Annotated in this window: 16 protein-coding genes; 14 read left to right on the top strand and 2 right to left on the bottom strand. The window is 62.5% G+C overall.

From position 1 onward, the window contains the following. Positions 1 to 130 precede the first annotated feature (130 nt). From FKV68_RS27240 to FKV68_RS27280, 9 genes are all read left to right on the top strand, one after another. Positions 131 to 1,108: a LacI family DNA-binding transcriptional regulator gene (locus tag FKV68_RS27240; RefSeq protein WP_180943918.1), complete on the top strand. Its 978-nt coding sequence runs from the start codon at positions 131 to 133 to the stop codon at positions 1,106 to 1,108. Between the two features lie 16 nt (positions 1,109 to 1,124). Further along, positions 1,125 to 1,802: a 3-oxo-tetronate 4-phosphate decarboxylase gene (otnC, locus tag FKV68_RS27245; protein WP_180943629.1), complete on the top strand. Its 678-nt coding sequence runs from the start codon at positions 1,125 to 1,127 to the stop codon at positions 1,800 to 1,802. 223 nt (positions 1,803 to 2,025) lie between these two features. Beyond that, the gene (locus FKV68_RS27250; RefSeq protein ID WP_180943630.1) at positions 2,026 to 2,802 is read left to right on the top strand and encodes a FadR/GntR family transcriptional regulator; all 777 of its coding nucleotides are present in this window, start codon (positions 2,026 to 2,028) and stop codon (positions 2,800 to 2,802) included. 39 nt (positions 2,803 to 2,841) lie between these two features. Further along, positions 2,842 to 3,825 (top strand): D-erythronate dehydrogenase, encoded by a 984-nt coding sequence (denD, locus tag FKV68_RS27255; protein WP_180943631.1) that lies wholly within the window; start codon positions 2,842 to 2,844, stop codon positions 3,823 to 3,825. A gap of 1 nt (position 3,826) precedes the next feature. Further along, positions 3,827 to 4,603: an SDR family oxidoreductase gene (locus FKV68_RS27260; RefSeq protein WP_180943632.1), complete on the top strand. Its 777-nt coding sequence runs from the start codon at positions 3,827 to 3,829 to the stop codon at positions 4,601 to 4,603. Between the two features lie 84 nt (positions 4,604 to 4,687). Continuing rightward, positions 4,688 to 5,755: an ABC transporter ATP-binding protein gene (locus FKV68_RS27265; RefSeq protein WP_180943633.1), complete on the top strand. Its 1,068-nt coding sequence runs from the start codon at positions 4,688 to 4,690 to the stop codon at positions 5,753 to 5,755. 153 nt (positions 5,756 to 5,908) lie between these two features. Further along, positions 5,909 to 7,225 carry an ABC transporter substrate-binding protein gene (locus FKV68_RS27270; RefSeq protein WP_180943634.1) on the top strand — a complete coding sequence of 439 codons (1,317 nt, stop codon included), beginning with the start codon at positions 5,909 to 5,911 and terminating at the stop codon, positions 7,223 to 7,225. A 97-nt stretch (positions 7,226 to 7,322) separates the two neighbouring features. Then, on the top strand, positions 7,323 to 8,255 hold the full coding sequence (locus FKV68_RS27275; protein ID WP_180943635.1) for a carbohydrate ABC transporter permease: 933 nt from the start codon (positions 7,323 to 7,325) through the stop codon (positions 8,253 to 8,255). 64 nt (positions 8,256 to 8,319) lie between these two features. Then, positions 8,320 to 9,165, top strand: coding sequence for a carbohydrate ABC transporter permease (locus FKV68_RS27280; RefSeq protein WP_425347623.1), 846 nt, complete (start codon positions 8,320 to 8,322; stop codon positions 9,163 to 9,165). Between the two features lie 306 nt (positions 9,166 to 9,471). Here the strand turns inward: FKV68_RS27280 and FKV68_RS27285 are convergent, their stop codons facing one another. Together FKV68_RS27285 and FKV68_RS27290 are read right to left on the bottom strand one after the other, a co-directional pair. Next, positions 9,472 to 10,797, bottom strand: coding sequence for an aspartate aminotransferase family protein (locus tag FKV68_RS27285; protein ID WP_180943637.1), 1,326 nt, complete (start codon positions 10,795 to 10,797; stop codon positions 9,472 to 9,474). Positions 10,798 to 10,800: 3 nt separating this feature from the next. Further along, entirely contained in the window at positions 10,801 to 11,847 is a 1,047-nt protein-coding gene (locus FKV68_RS27290) for a phosphotransferase (RefSeq protein WP_180943638.1), read from the bottom strand. A gap of 195 nt (positions 11,848 to 12,042) precedes the next feature. On the opposite strand from FKV68_RS27290, the gene FKV68_RS27295 reads away from it, so the two are divergent. From FKV68_RS27295 to FKV68_RS27315, 5 genes are all read left to right on the top strand, one after another. Further along, positions 12,043 to 12,723: a GntR family transcriptional regulator gene (locus FKV68_RS27295; protein ID WP_180943639.1), complete on the top strand. Its 681-nt coding sequence runs from the start codon at positions 12,043 to 12,045 to the stop codon at positions 12,721 to 12,723. Between the two features lie 73 nt (positions 12,724 to 12,796). Continuing rightward, on the top strand, positions 12,797 to 13,537 hold the full coding sequence (locus FKV68_RS27300) for an SDR family NAD(P)-dependent oxidoreductase (RefSeq protein WP_180943640.1): 741 nt from the start codon (positions 12,797 to 12,799) through the stop codon (positions 13,535 to 13,537). 210 nt (positions 13,538 to 13,747) lie between these two features. Further along, the gene (locus tag FKV68_RS27305) at positions 13,748 to 14,800 is read left to right on the top strand and encodes an ABC transporter substrate-binding protein (RefSeq protein WP_180943641.1); all 1,053 of its coding nucleotides are present in this window, start codon (positions 13,748 to 13,750) and stop codon (positions 14,798 to 14,800) included. 84 nt (positions 14,801 to 14,884) lie between these two features. Further along, positions 14,885 to 15,964 carry an ABC transporter ATP-binding protein gene (locus FKV68_RS27310; protein WP_245181734.1) on the top strand — a complete coding sequence of 360 codons (1,080 nt, stop codon included), beginning with the start codon at positions 14,885 to 14,887 and terminating at the stop codon, positions 15,962 to 15,964. Beyond that, entirely contained in the window at positions 15,961 to 17,136 is a 1,176-nt protein-coding gene (locus FKV68_RS27315) for an ABC transporter permease (RefSeq protein ID WP_180943643.1), read from the top strand. The genes FKV68_RS27310 and FKV68_RS27315 overlap by 4 nt, the downstream gene beginning before the upstream one ends. Position 17,137: the final 1 nt, after the last annotated feature.

Consider the following 17,137-nt stretch of genomic DNA (forward strand, 5'->3'; position numbering starts at 1 on the left):
GGCAGCGCTGCCAATTTGAAATTGGTAGCGCTGCCAAAATATCTTGCTATTGAATCTATCAGGCAGTTGCGAAGCGGCGGTCTGTAAGAAAACAGGGTTGGACGTGAACTTGGATGCCAGGCACCACACGATGGTGACGCTTGCGAAGGTCGCCGAAGCGGCCGGCGTCGGCGAGAGCACGGTTTCGCGCGTTCTTCGAAATCACGGTTCGTTTTCCCGCAAGACGAAGGACCGGGTGATGGAGGCGGTCGAGCGGCTCGGCTATGTGCCGAACCGGATCGCAGGCACGCTGGCTTCCGCTGGCTCGCGCCTCGTTGCGATGGTCATTCCGTCGCTCACGAACATCGTGTTTGCCGATGTGCTGCGCGGGGCGAGCGGCATTCTAGAGGAGAACCAGCACCAGGCAGTTTTCTCCGTGACCGAATATGAGCCGGAGAAGGAGGAAGCGCTCGTCGCCGCAATGCTCGCCTGGCGGCCGACAGCGGTGATGTTGGCGGGCTTCGAGCACTCCAACGGCACAGTGAAGATGCTGCGCGCGAGCGGGTGCCGCGTCGTGGAACTGCTAGATCTGGATGGCGCTGCACAGGACCTGGCGGTCGGTTTCTCCAATCGCGCGGCAGGATCCGTCGCGGCCGATTTTCTCCTGAAGCGCGGCTATCGCAAGATCGGCTATGTCGGTCACGATCTCGACCGCGACACCCGCGCGGCAAAACGCTTCGCAGGTTTCCGCGAGACGCTGGGTGCCGCCGGCTTTCCGCTCGTCGATAGTGAAATTCACGCCGGCGCCTCGTCGGTGGAGGGCGGACGATTGGCGCTGGAGCGGCTGCTCACAAGAATGCCGGGCCTCGATGCGGTCTATTTCTCGAACGACGACATGGCGCTTGGCGGCTATTTCCATTGTCTGGCGCGCGGCATTCAGGTGCCCGAACGCCTGGCACTTTTCGGCCACAACGGCCTCGACATCGGCCGGGTGACGCCGCAGCCGCTCTCGACAATCCGAACGCCCCGGGTTGCAACAGGGCGAGTGGCTGCGGAACTTGTCGTCACGGATGCGCCGTCGCAGGTCGTCGACCTCGGTTTTGAGCTGATCGAAGGGGCGACCGCCTGACAGGAAAGGGATTGTCATGTCCGAGAACCGTCTGCGTGAGGAAATCTGCCGTTATGGGCGATCGCTCTTCGAGCGGGGCCTGACGCCCGGATCGTCGGGCAACATATCGCTGAGACTCGACGATGGCGGCTGGCTGGTGACGCCGACCAACGCTTCGCTCGGCTTTCTCGATCCCGCCCGAATATCGCGGCTCGACGCCGCGGGCCAACTCATCTCGGGCGATAAGCCGACCAAGGAAATCCCGCTTCACGCTGCTCTCTACGAGACGCGCGGCAGCGCCCGCGCCATCGTCCACCTGCATTCCACCCATGCGGTGGCGCTCACCATGTTGCCGGAGATCGATCCGCGCGCAGCGCTGCCGCCGATGACGCCCTATTATCTGATGCGTGCCGGTGAAACGGCCCTTGTACCCTACTATCGCCCCGGCGACCCGGCGGTTGCCGATGCGATCCGTGGACTTGCGGGCAGGTATGCATCGGTATTGCTTGCCAATCACGGCCCGGTCGTGGCCGGCGACAGCCTCGAGGCGGCTGTGTTCGCCACCGAAGAGCTGGAGGAAACGGCAAAGCTCTATCTGCTGTTGCGCAATCTCAATCCGCGGTATCTCAGCCCCCAGCAGGTGGATGACCTCGCGAAAACCTTCGGGCTCGATCTCCCATCACGCAGCGATCGTGAAGGGCACGATCACGGCTGAACCTGGCGGCGAAACAGTGCGTTAGCCGTATAAGCGGGCAAGGTGTCTCTGCATTCATTCCTCGCAAGAAACGTCTTGCAATCCGCGTGCGCCGCACAAGAAGCCGCGCATTTTTGACGCGCTGCCGCGACGAACTGCGCTTGACGGCCTCCTTCTTTGCGGGGTCTATTTGTATGACTGATCCGGTGGACCAACCAGTGGATCAGTTGGGAGGTGAGACGCAGTGAATGGCAGTCCCATACTCACGCAAATGCCGAAGATCGGGCGGAGCCTCGAACGTCGCACCGCGCGTGACGTGATTGCCGACAAGCTGATGGTTCTCGTTGCGACCAACATGCTGCATCCCGGCGACGAGCTTCCGGGCGAGCGCGAACTCGCCAATGTGCTCCATGTCAGCCGTGAGACCGTGCGCGGCGCCATCCAGACGCTCGCCGCGCGTGGCATCATCGAGGTTTCCCAAGGTAGCCGCAGCCGGGTCGCCAATGTCGACCTCAGCGACGTGACCGTGACGATCGCCTCGCCGAACGCCATCGATAGCTACGATCTCGAGGCGGTTCACGCCGCGAGGCTGCATATCGAGCTGAAGGTCGTAGGTGACGCCGCCGAAAACATCGACGAGGATACGCTCCGCAAGCTGGAGAGCCTGCTCGAAGCGCAGCGGCTCGGCGGCGGCGACGCCATGCGATTCCTGATCTGCGATCGTGAGTTCCATGTGGCGATCTATCGGGCTTGCGGCAATCCGCTGCTCTCAGACTTCGTCACTGATCTCTACACCTACATGATGAACTACCGGCGCAGTGCCATGTCGCGGCCCGGCGCGATCGACGCCAGCTACAAGGATCACAGCGAGATCGTGGCAGCGCTTGCCCGGCGCGACCGTGAGGCCGTCGTCGCGGCGTTTCGCCATCATCTCATGCGAATCTACGAGACGACGAAGGAATTGCTCGTCGAGCACGGCCGAGCGGAAAAGCCGACAGGCAAGGGTGAAAAGACACGCTGAACCCGGAATGTCCCGGGCGGAATACGGAGGTTCACGCGAATGCATGTCATGGTCATAGGTGCAGCGGGAATGATCGGCCGCAAGCTGGTCGAGAAACTCGCCGCAGAGCCGGATGCCCTCGGCTACGAGATCACCCGGCTCACGTTGGTGGACGTGGTCGAGGCACCCGTACCCGCGACACTTTCCGCGACTTCGACCGCGCCGGCAGTCGATCTTTCTTCCGAGGGCGGCGCAGAACGGCTCATTGCGTCACGGCCGGACGTTATTTTTCATCTGGCGGCGATCGTTTCCGGCGAAGCCGAGGCCGATTTCGACAAAGGTTACCGCGTTAATCTCGACGGCACGCGTTCGCTGTTTGAGGCGATCCGCCACGAAAACCGCAACGGACCCTACTTCCCGCGTCTCGTCTTTGCCTCGTCGATTGCCGTCTTCGGCCAGCCTTTCCCGGAAAAGATCGGGGACGAATTTTTCACGACCCCGCTGACGAGCTACGGCACGCAGAAGGCCATTTGCGAATTGCTGCTCGCCGACTATACGCGTCGGGGCATCTTCGACGGCATCGGCATCCGTCTCCCGACCATCTGCGTCCGGCCCGGCAAGCCCAACAAGGCGGCGTCGGGCTTCTTCTCGAACATTCTGCGCGAGCCGCTGGTCGGGCAGGAGGCGGTGTTGCCGGTGGACGAGAACGTCCGCCACTGGTTCGCAAGCCCGCGTTCGGCGGTCGGTTTTTTCGTCCATGCGGCGCGCATGGACACCGCAAGCATCGGGCCGCGGCGCAACCTGACCATGCCGGGACTGTCGGCACTGGTGGGCGAGGAAATCGCCGCGCTCGGACGGGTTGCCGGCGAGAAGGCGGTACGCCTTATCCGCCGCGAACCGGATCCGATCATCGCCTCGATCGTCTCCGGCTGGGCCACCGATTTCGATGCCCGCCGTGCAAGCGAGCTCGGCTTTACGGCGGAAAGCAATTTCGACGAAATCATCCGGATCCATATCGAGGACGAACTCGGAGGGAGGATCTGACATGGCGCAAGCGAAAAGGTCGGGCGAAGGAAAGATCGCGCTCGTGACCGGCGGCGGCACCGGCGTCGGTCGAGGGATAGCCAAGGCCTTGAGCATCGAGCGCTACACCCTCGTCATCACCGGCCGCCGGCCTGACGTGCTGGAACGCGCGGCCGGTGAAATTGCGCGGGAGACCGGCGCCGCCGTGCGGGCGATCACCTGCGACGTCGGCAATCCGGCCCAGGTCGCGGCCCTGTTCGCGGCAATCCGGGACGAGTTCGGTCGGCTCGACCTGCTTGTCAACAATGCCGGCTCGAACGTGCCGCCGGTGCCGCTCGAGGATGTGACGTTCGAGCAGTGGAGCGACATCGTCGCGGCGAACCTGACCGGCGCCTTCCTTTGCACCCAGCATGCTTTCCGGCTGATGAAGACCCAGGACCCGCGCGGCGGACGGATTATCAACAACGGCTCCATCTCCGCGACGACGCCGAGGCCGAATTCCGCCCCTTACACAGCGACCAAACACGCGATCACGGGGCTGACGAAATCCACCGCGCTCGACGGGCGGGCCCACGACATTGCCTGCGGCCAGATCGACATCGGCAACGCGGCGACCGACATGACCGAGAAGATGAGCACGGGCGTGCTGCAGGCCAATGGAGAAGTCGCGCCTGAGCCGACCATTCCCGTCGCGCACATCGCCGAGGCCGTCGTCTACATGGCGAGCCTGCCGCTGACGGCCAATGTGCTGACCATGACCGTCATGGCGACGAAGATGCCGCTGGTCGGACGCGGATAGGAGAAATTCCAAAGGTCGCTCGCGGACGGGCAGGGGATGACCGGACGCAAGCGACCAGCATGGCAGATATTGGGAGGAACGCATATGGCAGCCGTGGACTTCGTCGATGTCAGGAAATCGTTCGGTGCCTTTCCCGTCATCAAAGGCGTGAATATCGAGATCGAGGACGGTGAGTTCGTCATCCTCGTCGGCCCTTCCGGTTGCGGAAAATCGACGCTTCTGCGGATGCTGGCGGGACTTGAAAACATCTCCGCGGGCGAAATCCGCATCGGCAACCGCGTGGTCAATTCGCTGCCGCCGAAGGACCGCGACATTGCCATGGTGTTCCAGAACTATGCGCTCTATCCGCATATGACGGTTGCCGACAACATGGCCTTCTCGCTGATGCTCGCCGGTTCGCCCAAAGCGGATATCGACAAGCGCGTCGGCGGGGCGGCGGAAATCCTCGGTCTGTCGAAGCTGCTCGACCGCTACCCACGCCAGCTCTCAGGCGGCCAACGCCAGCGCGTCGCCATGGGGCGGGCGATCGTGCGCGACCCGCAGGTATTTCTCTTCGACGAGCCGCTCTCGAACCTCGATGCAAAGCTGCGCGTGGCCATGCGCGCCGAGATCAAGGAACTGCATCAGCGCCTCAAGACGACCACCGTCTATGTCACCCACGACCAGATCGAAGCGATGACCATGGCCGACAAGATCGTCGTGATGCATGACGGCATCGTCGAACAGATCGGCGCCCCGCTCGATCTCTATGACAACCCGGCCAATCTGTTCGTCGCCGGCTTTATCGGCTCGCCGGCGATGAACATGATCAAGGGCAGGCTCGATCCGGCCGACGGCGATGCGTTCGTGACGGCGGACGGCACGGCGCTCCCGGTGGCGCGCCCCGCCGCGGCAGCCAACGGACGGGAACTGGTCTACGGGCTTCGGCCTGAATACATGGCCCTGGATCCGAGCGGACTGCCCGCCGAGATCGCGGTGATAGAGCCGACCGGCTACGAGACGCAGATGATCGTCCGGCTCGGAGGCAGCGACGTCACCTGTGTTTTCCGCGAAAGAGTGAACGCGAAACCGGGCGACACGATCCGCCTGTCGATCGATGCCGCCCATGTTCACCTGTTCGACTCCGAGAGCGGACAACGCTTGTTCGGTTGATGCCGCACGGAGAGGCCGCCGAGGGAAAGAGGAGCCTTCGGTAGCCGTCGCGCGGAGATGTCCGGCAGGGGCTGGGCATCACTGCCGCCGCATTCGCCAAGCGGGACGGTGAATGCCGGAAGGATGTGCTCCCGCTTTTCAAGGAGGAGTATTATGCCAATAAAGAGACGTGACTTCCTCGCAGCCTCGGCTGCCCTTGCCGGCATGGCGGGCCTTTCGCCGCTCGGCATCCGCCCGACCTTCGCGCAGGCCGCCGAGCCGAGCTACAAGCCGGAGGAGGGCGCAAGCCTGCGACTTCTGCGCTGGACGCCTTTCGTCAAGGGCGACGAGGACGCCTGGCTTGCCAATACCGCGAAGTTCACCGAGGCAACCGGTGTTCAGGTTCGTATCGACAAGGAAAGCTGGGAAGATATCCGGCCGAAGGCCGCGGTTGCGGCGAATGTCGGTTCGGGTCCCGACATGGTGATGTGCTGGTTCGACGATGCACATCAATATCCCGACAAGCTCGTCGACCTGACGGAGCTGGCGAACTATCTCGGCGGCAAATATGGCGGCTGGTATGACGGCGTGAAGGGCTATGCGAGCCACGGCGACCAGTTCATCGCCATGCCGCTGACGGCGATCGGCAACGCCATCTGCTATCGCGACAGCCATATGAAGGCCGCAGGCTTCAGCGAATTCCCGAAGGACACGGCAGGCTTCCTCGAACTCTGCAAGGCCATGAAGGCCAAGGGGACGCCGGCCGGCTTCCCGCACGGCAAGGCTGTCGGCGACGGCAACAACTATGCCCACTGGCTGCTCTGGAGCCACGGCGGCAAGATGGTCGACGAGAGCGGCAAGGTCACCATCAACAGCCCCGAGACGCTGGCCGCAATCAACTATGCCAAGGCACTTTACGAGACTTTCATTCCGGGTACGGAAAGCTGGCTCGACATCAACAACAACCGCGCCTTCCTGGCGGGCCAGGTGTCTCTGACGGCCAACGGCGTTTCGCTCTATTACGCGGCCAAGAAGGATCCGGCGCTTGCTGAACTGGCAGCCGACATCCGCACCACCAACTTCCCGATCGGTCCAGTCGGCCAGAGCGTCGAGTTGCATCAGACGAGTTCGCTGCTGCTTTTCAACCACACCAAGTATCCGGAAGCGGCCAAGGCCTACATCAAGTTCATGATGGAAGGCGACCAGATGAACGCCTGGATCGAGGGGTCGAGTGCCTATTGCTGCCAGCCGCTGAAGGCCTTCGCCAACAACCCGGTTTGGACTTCCGATCCGATCCACGCGCCCTATGCGCGCGCGTCGGAAACGTTGCGTCCGAACGGTTATGCCGGACCGCTCGGCTATGCTTCGGCAGGCGTCATGGCGGACTACGTGCTGGTCGACATGTTTGCCACTGCCGTGACGGGGCAGATGACGCCGGAAGACGCCGTCACCGAGGCCGAACGGCGGGCAAACCGTTACTATCGCGTCTAGCCAGTTTCGGGCGGCTCTTGAGCGAGCCGCCCGAAGCCGGAACGACGCCGGCGACTCTTGCCGGCGTAAACTGCGAGATCATCCGCGGAGAAGTTCGATGCCCACTGTACCGTCCGGAAGGCCGCCATCCTTCATGGCTTCGCTCATGCAGAACAACAATGTGCTCGGCTTCCTGTTCATGCTGCCGGCCGCGGTGTTCCTCGTCTGCTTCCTCACCTATCCGCTCGGGCTCGGTGTCTGGCTCGGATTCACCGACACGCGGATCGGCCGCGACGGCGTCTTCATCGGTCTTGAGAACTATATCTTCCTTGCCGAGGACGCGGTCTTCTGGCTCTCGGTCTTCAACACGCTGCTCTACACCTCGGTCGCATCGGTCCTGAAGTTCATCCTCGGTCTGTGGCTTGCCCTGCTGCTCAACGAAAACCTGCCGTTCAAGTCTTTCTTCCGGGCGATCGTGCTGCTGCCCTGGGTCGTGCCGACCGTGCTTTCGGCACTTGCCTTCTGGTGGATCTACGATTCGCAGTTCTCGATCATCTCCTGGTCGCTGATGGAACTCGGGCTCATCGACGGACCAATCAACTTCCTCGGCGATCCGACCAATGCGCGGATTTCGGTGATCGTCGCCAATGTCTGGCGCGGCATTCCCTTCGTCGCCATCTCGCTGCTCGCCGGCCTGCAGACGATCCCCGCTTCGCTGCAGGAGGCGGCCTCGCTCGACGGCGCGACCAACTGGCAGCGCTTCCGCTATGTGACCCTGCCGATGCTGACGCCGATCATTGCGGTCGTGATGACCTTCTCGGTGCTCTTCACGTTCACCGATTTTCAGCTGATCTACGTGCTGACCAAGGGCGGACCGGTGAACGCCACCCATCTGATGGCGACGCTTTCCTTCCAGCGCGGCATCCCGGGCGGCCAGCTTGGCGAAGGGGCGGCGATCGCCGTTGCCATGATCCCCTTCCTGCTTGCCGCGATCATGTTCAGCTTCTTCGGACTGCAGCGCCGCAAATGGCAGCAGGGCGGCCAGGATTAGGAGATTTGCCTTGAACACAACCGCGAAAATCCCGGACGATGTCCTCACCGACCATGCGGAGGGCATGAGCTATCTTAACCGGCTGCCGCGCCGGATCGCCTTGCTCTACCTGCCGTTGGCAGTCTTCGTCTTCGTGCTGCTGTTTCCGTTCTACTGGATGGCAATCACCGCGGTGAAGCCGAATGCGCAGCTGACGGACTACACCAATTACAGCCCGTTCTGGGTCGTCGGACCGACGCTCGACCACATCAAGTATCTGTTTTTCGAGACGTCCTATCCGGGCTGGCTGTGGAACACGATGCTCGTCGCCGTCGGCGCCACGGTCCTGTCGCTCGCGGCCTCGGTGTTCGCGGCTTACGCGATCGAGCGCGTGCGCTTCACCGGCTCGCGGCCGGTCGGACTGATGATCTTCCTCGCCTATCTGGTGCCACCGTCGATCCTGTTCATCCCGCTCGCCTTCATCGTCTTCAAGTTCGGGATCTATGATTCCAGGCTGGCGCTGGTATTCACCTATCCGACCTTCCTCATCCCCTTCTGCACTTGGCTGCTGATGGGCTATTTCCGCTCGATTCCGTTCGAGCTGGAAGAGAGCGCGCTGGTCGACGGCGCGACGCGCTGGCAAATCCTCGTCAAGATCATCTTGCCGCTTGCCGTGCCCGGGCTGATCTCGGCGGGCATCTTCGCCTTTACGCTTTCCTGGAACGAATTCATCTATGCGCTGACATTCATCCAGTCGTCGGAGAACAAGACCGTCCCCGTTGGCGTGTTGACCGAGCTCGTGCGTGGCGACGTCTTCGAATGGGGTGCACTGATGGCGGGTGCGCTTTTCGGCTCACTGCCGGTCGTCATCCTCTACTCCTTCTTTGTCGATTACTACGTTTCGTCCATGACGGGCGCGGTGAAGGAGTAGGGGGCCGCTCACACGATCACTGCCGCACGCATTATGGATGCCCCTTAACCAGAGTTTGGGCTTCATCCTTCACAGTGTTGGTCCGCACAAACTGTGTGTCCGAGCACTCGATCTTCCGATTGTGGCCTGGGATAAAGGCTTCTCTCTGAGGCGATCGGTCACCTCCGGTAACGTCCGCTTCTGCTGGCCGGGTATATCGGTGGCGCGGATTGGAATCACGGGTGTAGAATCTTCATAAATCACCCCTCTTGTTACCGATGACCTGCACGGAAAGCGATCGGTGTAGGTGATGATGGTTTGACCATCTCAGGCCCCCTGAAGCGCTCTCATCACATCTCCCAGCGCATCCACCAGCGCGTCCGCATTCTCTCGGGAGAACACAAGGGGTGGGCGGATCTTTAGTACATTGGCGTTGGGGCCGGAGGCGCTGATGAGGATGCGGCGCTCTCGCAGCCCATTGACGATGCGCGTCGTCAGCGCCGCATCCGGCTGCTTTGCCACCGGGTCGCCCACGATTTCAACGCCAATGAACAGGCCAGAGCCGCGAACGTCGCCGACTGCCGGATAGGTGCCCGAAAGGTTCTTAAGTCCGTTCATCAGGTAGCGACCGACCTCCAGCGCATTCTGCTGCAGGCCTTCAATGCGAATCGTATCGAGCACGGCCTTTCCAGCCGCGGCCGCAACCGGATTTCCGCCGAACGTGTTGAAATAGCGCGCACGCGTGCCGAATTCGGCAATCACTTCCGGACGGAGGACAATTCCAGCCATTGGGTAGCCGTTACCCATCGGCTTGCCGATCGTCACCATGTCGGGCAAAACGCCATGGCGCTCGAAGCCCCACATGGCTTCGCCGGTCCGTCCGAAACCAGGCTGGACCTCGTCTGCAACAAACAGGCCGCCCGCTTCGTGTATCGCATCGACCGCAGGCTTCAGGAAGCCCTTGGGTCCATCGAAAATGCCGTCGCTGGAGAAGATCGTGTCGGTGATTAGCATGGCGGGCTTGATCCCGTGACGCTTGAGATCGGTGATGGCCGCGCGCACGTCGCGGCCGAATTTTTCCATCATCTCCTCGGGGGAGTGCCGGTAGCTGTCGGGCGCCGGTACTGTGCGGACATGCGGGCCCAGTGTCACGGATTCACCCAGTGAGGGCGAGAACTCGGCTACCGCGCCCGTCAGTCCGTGATAGGCGAGCTCCGTCGCGATGATGCCGGTACCCCCGGTGACGTAACGGGCGATGCGCACGGCGAGGTCGTTCGCCTCGCTTCCCGTGCACGTAAGCATGACCTGGCTAAGCGCCTTGGGAAAGGTGGCCGTCAGCGTCTCCGCATAGTCGACGATGCCTTCGTGCAGGTAGCGCGTGTGCGTGTTGAGTAGCGCCGTCTGCCTGGTTATCGCCTCGACTACGCGCGGATGGCAATGGCCGAGCGAGGCGACGTTGTTGTAGGCATCAAGGTACCGTTCGCCGGCCGCGTCATAAAGAAAGACGCCTTCGCCGCGCACGATATGCAGCGGCTTTTCATAGAACAGACGGTAGGCGGGGCCGAGCACCTTCTCCCGCCGGGCGATCAGCGCCTTTTCAGTCTCGTCCAGCCGTTCGAAATCTTCGCGCGAGAAAGCATTCACCATCGACACGATTCAGTCCTCGGAAAGTTTGGGCGCGAGCCGTTTCAGCCCGGCCGGTGTCAGATCGGATATATTGCAGAGACCCCGCCAAGCGGTGGTGTGGTTGCGCATGATGTAGTCCCGGTTCTCCGGGAAGCACGCGGACCGCCATTCGGCGATGATGACGGACATCGCCAGGCGGCAGCGGGCGAGAAGCGGCAGAAGCTCGATTTCGGCGCGCTCCAGGCTGCGTGCGGAAAGAAACCCTTCGAGGAAGGCGCCCGCGCGCGCCGTCCAGTTGTCCGTCGCAAGATGATAGGAGAGGCCGACGGCGAGGTCGTTGATCAATGGCGCATGCACCATGTCGCCAAAATCGATGATCCCGACGACCTTGGTCGGTTCCGCCCGATCGAGCAGAATATTGTGCGGGTTGAAATCGTTGTGGATGATCTGCCGCCGCGTGAGCGCCGTGATCGCCGGGAGAGCGCGGTCGCATTCCGCCAGAACCGCTTCGGCCCGCGCGCGGCGCTCGGGCGCGACGTAGTCGACCACGGCGGCGAGGTCCAGCGTGTGGGAGATGTCCCACATCAGCTTGCCGTCCGGCGGGTGGCCACGGTAATCCTTGAGCCCCAGCCCGAGTTCCGCCAGCGCCCGGCCGACATTACGGCTCTGTGCCTCTGTGGGCAGCGTTCGATACTGCAATTCCCCGGGCAGGTAGCTCAAAAGGCGCATGATGCGCGGGCCGTCGACGGTTGCGAGCGTGTGGCTTTGCCCGCCGTCCTTGGTGCGCACCAGCCGTGGCACGGGCACCTCGGGCGCGGCGATCTCCAGATGCAAGAGCGCGCCGTTCTGGAATTCGAGCGCCGCCGGATCTTCGGCCGCATTTGCGATCTTGAGGACGTATCCAGTCCCGTTCTCGCCGGTGAAGAGGAAGGTTTCGTCGCGCTCGCTGGAAAGCTGCTTCGCCGTTCCCGTCAGGCCGTAAATCTCGGCAACCGTAGACTCGGCGACGGCGAGTGACGTCGCGACCCAGGTGGCCGACATGGCGTCCGTTTTCGGGGGCGACGATTGCTGCTTCATTCTTGCTCCGTTGCGCTCTGCTTGCTGCGTCCGATCGACTGTTTCCGTTTCGCCAGGGCTAGTTACGGGTGGAAGCAGGGATGGCCCGAAGAATGCCTCGCTCGGCGGAACAGGCGTGCCGAAGGCGGTGCGAACTTGAAACACGTCAAAAAAGATGCATCAAGTATCTTATTACTGGATTTCCTGGATCCGTCCATGCCTGAATTTACGACACTGGAACATGAAAACCTCAACAGCGCCGTCTATGGCGCTCTGTGCGATGCGCTGATGCAAGGGCGGTTCCAGCCTGGAGACCGGCTGAAGATCCGCGATCTCGCGGAACAGTTCGGCACCAGTGTCACGCCAATCCGGGATGCGATCCTGCGTCTCGTCAATGACGAGGCGATCGTTTTTCGCTCGCCGCGCGACATCCGTATCCCGCTCATGAGCGAGAGCCGCTATCGCGAGATTCGCTCCATTCGCGTTAAGCTGGAGGGGCTGGCGGCCGAAACGGCCGCGCAGGTAGCGACGAGCGCCGAGATCGAGATTCTCGAGCGAATTGTGCGTGAAAACGAGCAGGCGATTGCAGCAGGCGACCGCATGAAGGGGACGGAACTGAACCAGGCCTTCCATTTCATGCTGCCGCAGATTGCCGGAATGCCGGTCCTCAATGGCATTTTGCGGCGGCTCTGGCTGCAGATGGGACCGTCCATCTCCGATGCCTACCTGCCCGGCGGGCGGGCAATGATCGATTACCACTATCCCGTCATCGAGGCCTTGAAGCGGCACGATTCCGCTGCCGCCTCCATGGCGATCGTCGACGACATCCTGCTCGGCGGCAAGCCCGTCCTCGAGAGGATCCTTCGCGGCGAGAAGCGCGAGGTGCGACGGGCGTAATCCGCGCGAAGGAGGCTTGCATTTCACCACTCGCTCATTACGATGTATCAAGCAGCAACGGGGAAACGCTCGCATGACCGAAGAACGCCGCTACATGTTGCTGACGGGGGCAAGCCGCGGCATCGGCCATGCGACAGTCAAGCTCTTCCAGTCGAAGGGCTGGCGTATTCTCACCGTTTCACGCCAGCCATTTTCCGAGGAATGCGCCTGGCCGTCTGCCCGCGAAAGCCACATCCAGGCCGATCTTGCGGACCTGACGCAGATCGATCGCCTTGCCGCGACCGTGCGTGAGCGCCTTCCAAACGGCAGACTGCATGCGCTGGTCAACAATGCCGGCATCTCGCCGAAGGGGCCGGGCAGGGGCCGTCTCGGCGTGCTCGATACGGATGCCGACGTCTGGACGCAGGTGCTCAACGTCAATCTCGTCTCCACAGCGCTGATTGCGCGTGCGCTCATGCCGGAACTGGAAGCGGCGAAGGGATCGATCGTTAACGTCACCTCGATTGCCGGATCGCGCGTCCATCCGTTCGCGGGCGTCGCCTATGCCGCCTCCAAGGCGGCCCTTGCCGCGCTGACACGTGAAATGGCGTATGAATTCGGACGCCGCGGCGTCCGAGCGAATGCGATTGCGCCCGGGGAAATCCATACCTCGATCCTTTCGCCGGGAACGGACAAGCTAGTGGCAGCGGAAGTGCCGATGGAAAGGCTGGGCGAACCGCGCGAAGTCGCGGAAACCATCTACTTCCTCTGCACGGATCCGTCGTCCTACATCAACGGCGCGGAAATCCACATCAATGGAGGGCAACACGTTTGACAGCTGTCAATCACGGGAAGAATCCCGTTGACGGCCAGTCATCGCAAAGCATCATTCGGCCGACGCCCAGGGGAAACGGCGTACGACCGGAGAAACCAAAAGCGATCGCCACGTGCGCCGAAGGCGAGGGCGAAGGTTCAAGGTCCGTATCAGATCGTCATCGGGGATCGGTTCAAGCCGATCCTTGCAAACAATGAAAAGGGGAATGCAATGAAGACAATCCTGAAATCCGGAATTCTGGCGGCAGCCGCCGTCGTCTTGTCCGCAAGCCTTACCGCGCCGGCGTTCGCGCGTGACCTGACGATCGTCTCCTGGGGCGGCAACTATCAGGACGCGCAGCGCAACATCTATTTCAAGCCCTTCTCCGAGAAGGCCGGCAAGCCGGTGCTCGACGAAGCCTGGGACGGCGGCATCGGCGTCATCCAGTCGAAGGTCAAGGCCGGTGCGCCGAACTGGGACGCCGTGCAGGTCGAAGCGGAAGAGCTGGCGCTCGGCTGTGCCGACGGCCTCTACGAAAAGATCGACTGGGACAAGATGGGAGGCAAGGACAAGTTCCTTGATTCCGCCGTCAATGACTGCGGCGTCGGCGCCATCGTCTGGTCGACTGCGATCGCCTATGACGGCGACAAGCTGAAGGAAGGCCCGGCCTCCTGGGCCGACTTCTGGAACGTCGAGAAGTTCCCAGGCAAGCGCTCCTTGCGCAAGGGTCCGAAGTACACGCTCGAATTCGCGCTTCTGGCCGACGGCGTCTCCAAGGACGAACTCTATGACGTGCTCTCCACGGAAGAGGGCGTGGCGCGCGCCTTCAAGAAGCTTGACGAACTGAAGCCGAACATCGTCTGGTGGGAATCTGGCGCGCAGCCGCTGCAGTTCCTCGCCTCTGGGGAAGTGGCGATGACCTCGGCCTACAACGGCCGCATCACCGGCATCAACCGCTCCGAAGGCAAGAACTTCAAGGTCGTATTCCCGGGCAGCATCTACGCCGTCGACAGCTGGGTCGTGCTCAAGGACGCGGAAAACAAGGATGTCGCGCAGGACTTCATCGCCTTCGCCAGCCTACCCGAGAACCAGGCCAAGCTGCCGGAATTCGTCGCTTATGGTCTGCCGAACAAGGAAGCGGCGGCCAAGGTTCCCGCGGAATTCGCCAAGGACCTGCCGACCGATCCGGCGAACATGACGGACTCGATTCCACTCAATGTCGATTTCTGGATCGACAACGCAGAAACGCTGACGCAGCGCTTCAACGCCTGGCTGGCCCAGTAAGAACATCCGTGGCGAAGAGCGCCCCGGGGGCGCTCTTCCTGCATGGCCGGGTGCGTTCCGCATCACGCATCCCTCGCCTTTAGCATGGAGTCTTCCGTGGCCGAATTCATTCGATTTGACCGCATCACCAAATTCTACGGCCCGCTTTGCGTGGTCGAAAATCTCGACCTCGGCATTGGAAAAGGCGAGTTTGTCAGCCTGCTCGGGCCTTCCGGGTCCGGCAAGACGACGCTCTTGATGATGCTCGCGGGGTTCGAGCAACCGACTTCGGGGGCGATCCTGCTTGACGGGACGGCGATCAACGGCGTGCCGACCCATAAGCGCGATATGGGCGTAGTGTTCCAGAGTTATGCGCTGTTTCCGCACATGTCGGTCGGCGAAAACATCTCCTTTCCGCTGCAGATGCGCGGTATCAGCAAGGCGGAGATCGCCGAGCGTGTCAAGCGGGCGCTGGACATGGTGCAGCTCTCGGCGTTTGCGGACCGCCGCCCCTCCCAGCTTTCCGGCGGCCAGCAGCAACGCGTGGCGTTAGCCCGCGCGCTCGTCTTCGAGCCGCGCGTGGTGTTAATGGACGAACCGCTGGGCGCGCTCGACAAGCAACTACGCGAACAGATGCAGCTCGACATCCGCGATCTGCACCGTCGGCTCGGCCTGACGATCGTCTTCGTCACCCATGACCAGTCGGAAGCGCTGACCATGTCGGACCGCGTCGCAGTCTTCAACAAGGGCAAAATCGAACAAATAGGCACTCCACGGCAAGTCTATGACGAACCGGCGACGCGCTTCGTCGCGGAGTTCATCGGCGAGACCAATCTGGTCGAAGGCGTCGTCGAGACGGTACAGGGGCAGGAGGCGACCGTGCGGCTGGCCTCCGGTGCCCATATCGTTTCCGCTCTTTCTGGCGCCGTCGCGTCGGGGCAGCCGGTCTATCTCTCTATCCGTCCGGAACGGGTCGATCTCAGCGAGACGCGCGGTGATGCGCGCAACGTACTCGAAATGGAAGTCACCGACTCCGTCTATCAGGGCGACCACCTGCGCGTGCAGTTGGAGACCGCGGCTCATCCGCTCATCGCCAAGCTCGGCCGCCGCTCGCGCGAATTTCCGCCGGGAACGAAGGTTTTTGCGGCCTTTTCCGCTGGCGATTGCCGGGTTATCGCGCCATGAGTGCTCGGTCGCGTACCGGCCGGTCGCTGCTTCTGGTGGCGCCGCTGCTTCTTTTCCTCATCGGCTTTTTCGTCTGGCCGCTGTTCAGCATGATGTCGCAGGCCATCTCGGATCCTGCCGTGCTGCGCCTTCTGCCGAAGACCGCCGAGGTGATTGGCGATTGGGACCGCAAGTCGCCGCCGAGCATCGCGATGCAGACAGCCTTGACTGACGATCTGAAAGCCGTCGGCGACGATCAGGCGCTCGGCGACATGGTGCGCCGTCTCAACAGCGCCCGCTCCGGCTTCCGCACGCTGATGTCGAAGACGACGAGCGCGCTGCAGGATACGGCCAATCCGCCGGCTGACCTCGTCTCCATCGACAAGCGCTGGGAAAAGCCGGAATTCTGGCAGGCCATCGCCGACGCGCTCTCGCCGCTCACTGACCGTAACCTGCTTGCCGCCGTCGACCTAGGCCGCAACGCCAGCGGACAGATCGAACATCTGCCTGCCGACCAGTCCGTCAACCGAGTCATTCTGGTTCGCACCTTCTGGATCGCCGCGCTGGTTACCTTCGCCTGCACCTGCATCGGTTTTCCCTACGCGATCATCGCCGCTTCACTTTCCGGGTGGAAGCGCGACCTGATGCTAGGCGCCGTGCTTTTGCCACTGTGGACCTCGCTGCTTGTCCGCACCGCCGCCTGGTTCATCCTGCTGCAAGAACAGGGCCTCATCAACGATCTGCTGCGAGGCCTCGGCCTGATCGATGCGCCGCTGGCGCTGATCTTCAACCGCACCGGAGTCGTCATCGCCATGACCCATGTGCTCTTGCCCTTCATGGTGCTGCCGATCTACTCGGTGCTCATCACCATTCCGGTGAACCTGATGCCCGCCGCCGCCTCGCTCGGAGCGCCGCCCTGGCGGGCGTTTCTCCGCGTGCTCTTGCCCCTGAGCCTGCGCGGCGTCGCCTCCGGCGGCCTGCTCGTCTTCATCTCGGCGATCGGCTACTACATCACGCCGGCCCTGATCGGCGGTCCCGGCGACCAGATGATCTCGTCGATCATTGCCTTCTACGCCACGGGCTCGGCCAACTGGGGCATGGCCGGAGCGCTCGGCATCGTGCTTCTTGTCGCCACGCTGCTGCTCTACAGCGTCTATGCCCGGTTTTCCGCGGACGAGCCGGGGAGGCGCTGAC

Source organism: Sinorhizobium mexicanum (assembly GCF_013488225.1).
Taxonomy (GTDB): domain Bacteria; phylum Pseudomonadota; class Alphaproteobacteria; order Rhizobiales; family Rhizobiaceae; genus Sinorhizobium; species Sinorhizobium mexicanum.

What these genes read in the sequence shown, in the direction of transcription:
- FKV68_RS27310 (WP_245181734.1), top strand. Translation starts at nt 14,885, where the DNA reads ATGGAGTCTTCCGTGGCCGAATTCATTCGATTTGACCGCATCACCAAA.
- FKV68_RS27265 (WP_180943633.1), top strand. Translation starts at nt 4,688, where the DNA reads ATGGCAGCCGTGGACTTCGTCGATGTCAGGAAATCGTTCGGTGCCTTT.
- FKV68_RS27315 (WP_180943643.1), top strand. Translation starts at nt 15,961, where the DNA reads ATGAGTGCTCGGTCGCGTACCGGCCGGTCGCTGCTTCTGGTGGCGCCG.
- FKV68_RS27240 (WP_180943918.1), top strand. Translation starts at nt 131, where the DNA reads ATGGTGACGCTTGCGAAGGTCGCCGAAGCGGCCGGCGTCGGCGAGAGC.
- FKV68_RS27290 (WP_180943638.1), bottom strand. Translation starts at nt 11,847, where the DNA reads ATGAAGCAGCAATCGTCGCCCCCGAAAACGGACGCCATGTCGGCCACC.
- denD (WP_180943631.1), top strand. Translation starts at nt 2,842, where the DNA reads ATGCATGTCATGGTCATAGGTGCAGCGGGAATGATCGGCCGCAAGCTG.
- FKV68_RS27300 (WP_180943640.1), top strand. Translation starts at nt 12,797, where the DNA reads ATGACCGAAGAACGCCGCTACATGTTGCTGACGGGGGCAAGCCGCGGC.
- FKV68_RS27260 (WP_180943632.1), top strand. Translation starts at nt 3,827, where the DNA reads ATGGCGCAAGCGAAAAGGTCGGGCGAAGGAAAGATCGCGCTCGTGACC.
- FKV68_RS27275 (WP_180943635.1), top strand. Translation starts at nt 7,323, where the DNA reads ATGCCCACTGTACCGTCCGGAAGGCCGCCATCCTTCATGGCTTCGCTC.
- FKV68_RS27305 (WP_180943641.1), top strand. Translation starts at nt 13,748, where the DNA reads ATGAAGACAATCCTGAAATCCGGAATTCTGGCGGCAGCCGCCGTCGTC.
- FKV68_RS27270 (WP_180943634.1), top strand. Translation starts at nt 5,909, where the DNA reads ATGCCAATAAAGAGACGTGACTTCCTCGCAGCCTCGGCTGCCCTTGCC.
- FKV68_RS27295 (WP_180943639.1), top strand. Translation starts at nt 12,043, where the DNA reads ATGCCTGAATTTACGACACTGGAACATGAAAACCTCAACAGCGCCGTC.
- FKV68_RS27280 (WP_425347623.1), top strand. Translation starts at nt 8,320, where the DNA reads ATGAGCTATCTTAACCGGCTGCCGCGCCGGATCGCCTTGCTCTACCTG.
- otnC (WP_180943629.1), top strand. Translation starts at nt 1,125, where the DNA reads ATGTCCGAGAACCGTCTGCGTGAGGAAATCTGCCGTTATGGGCGATCG.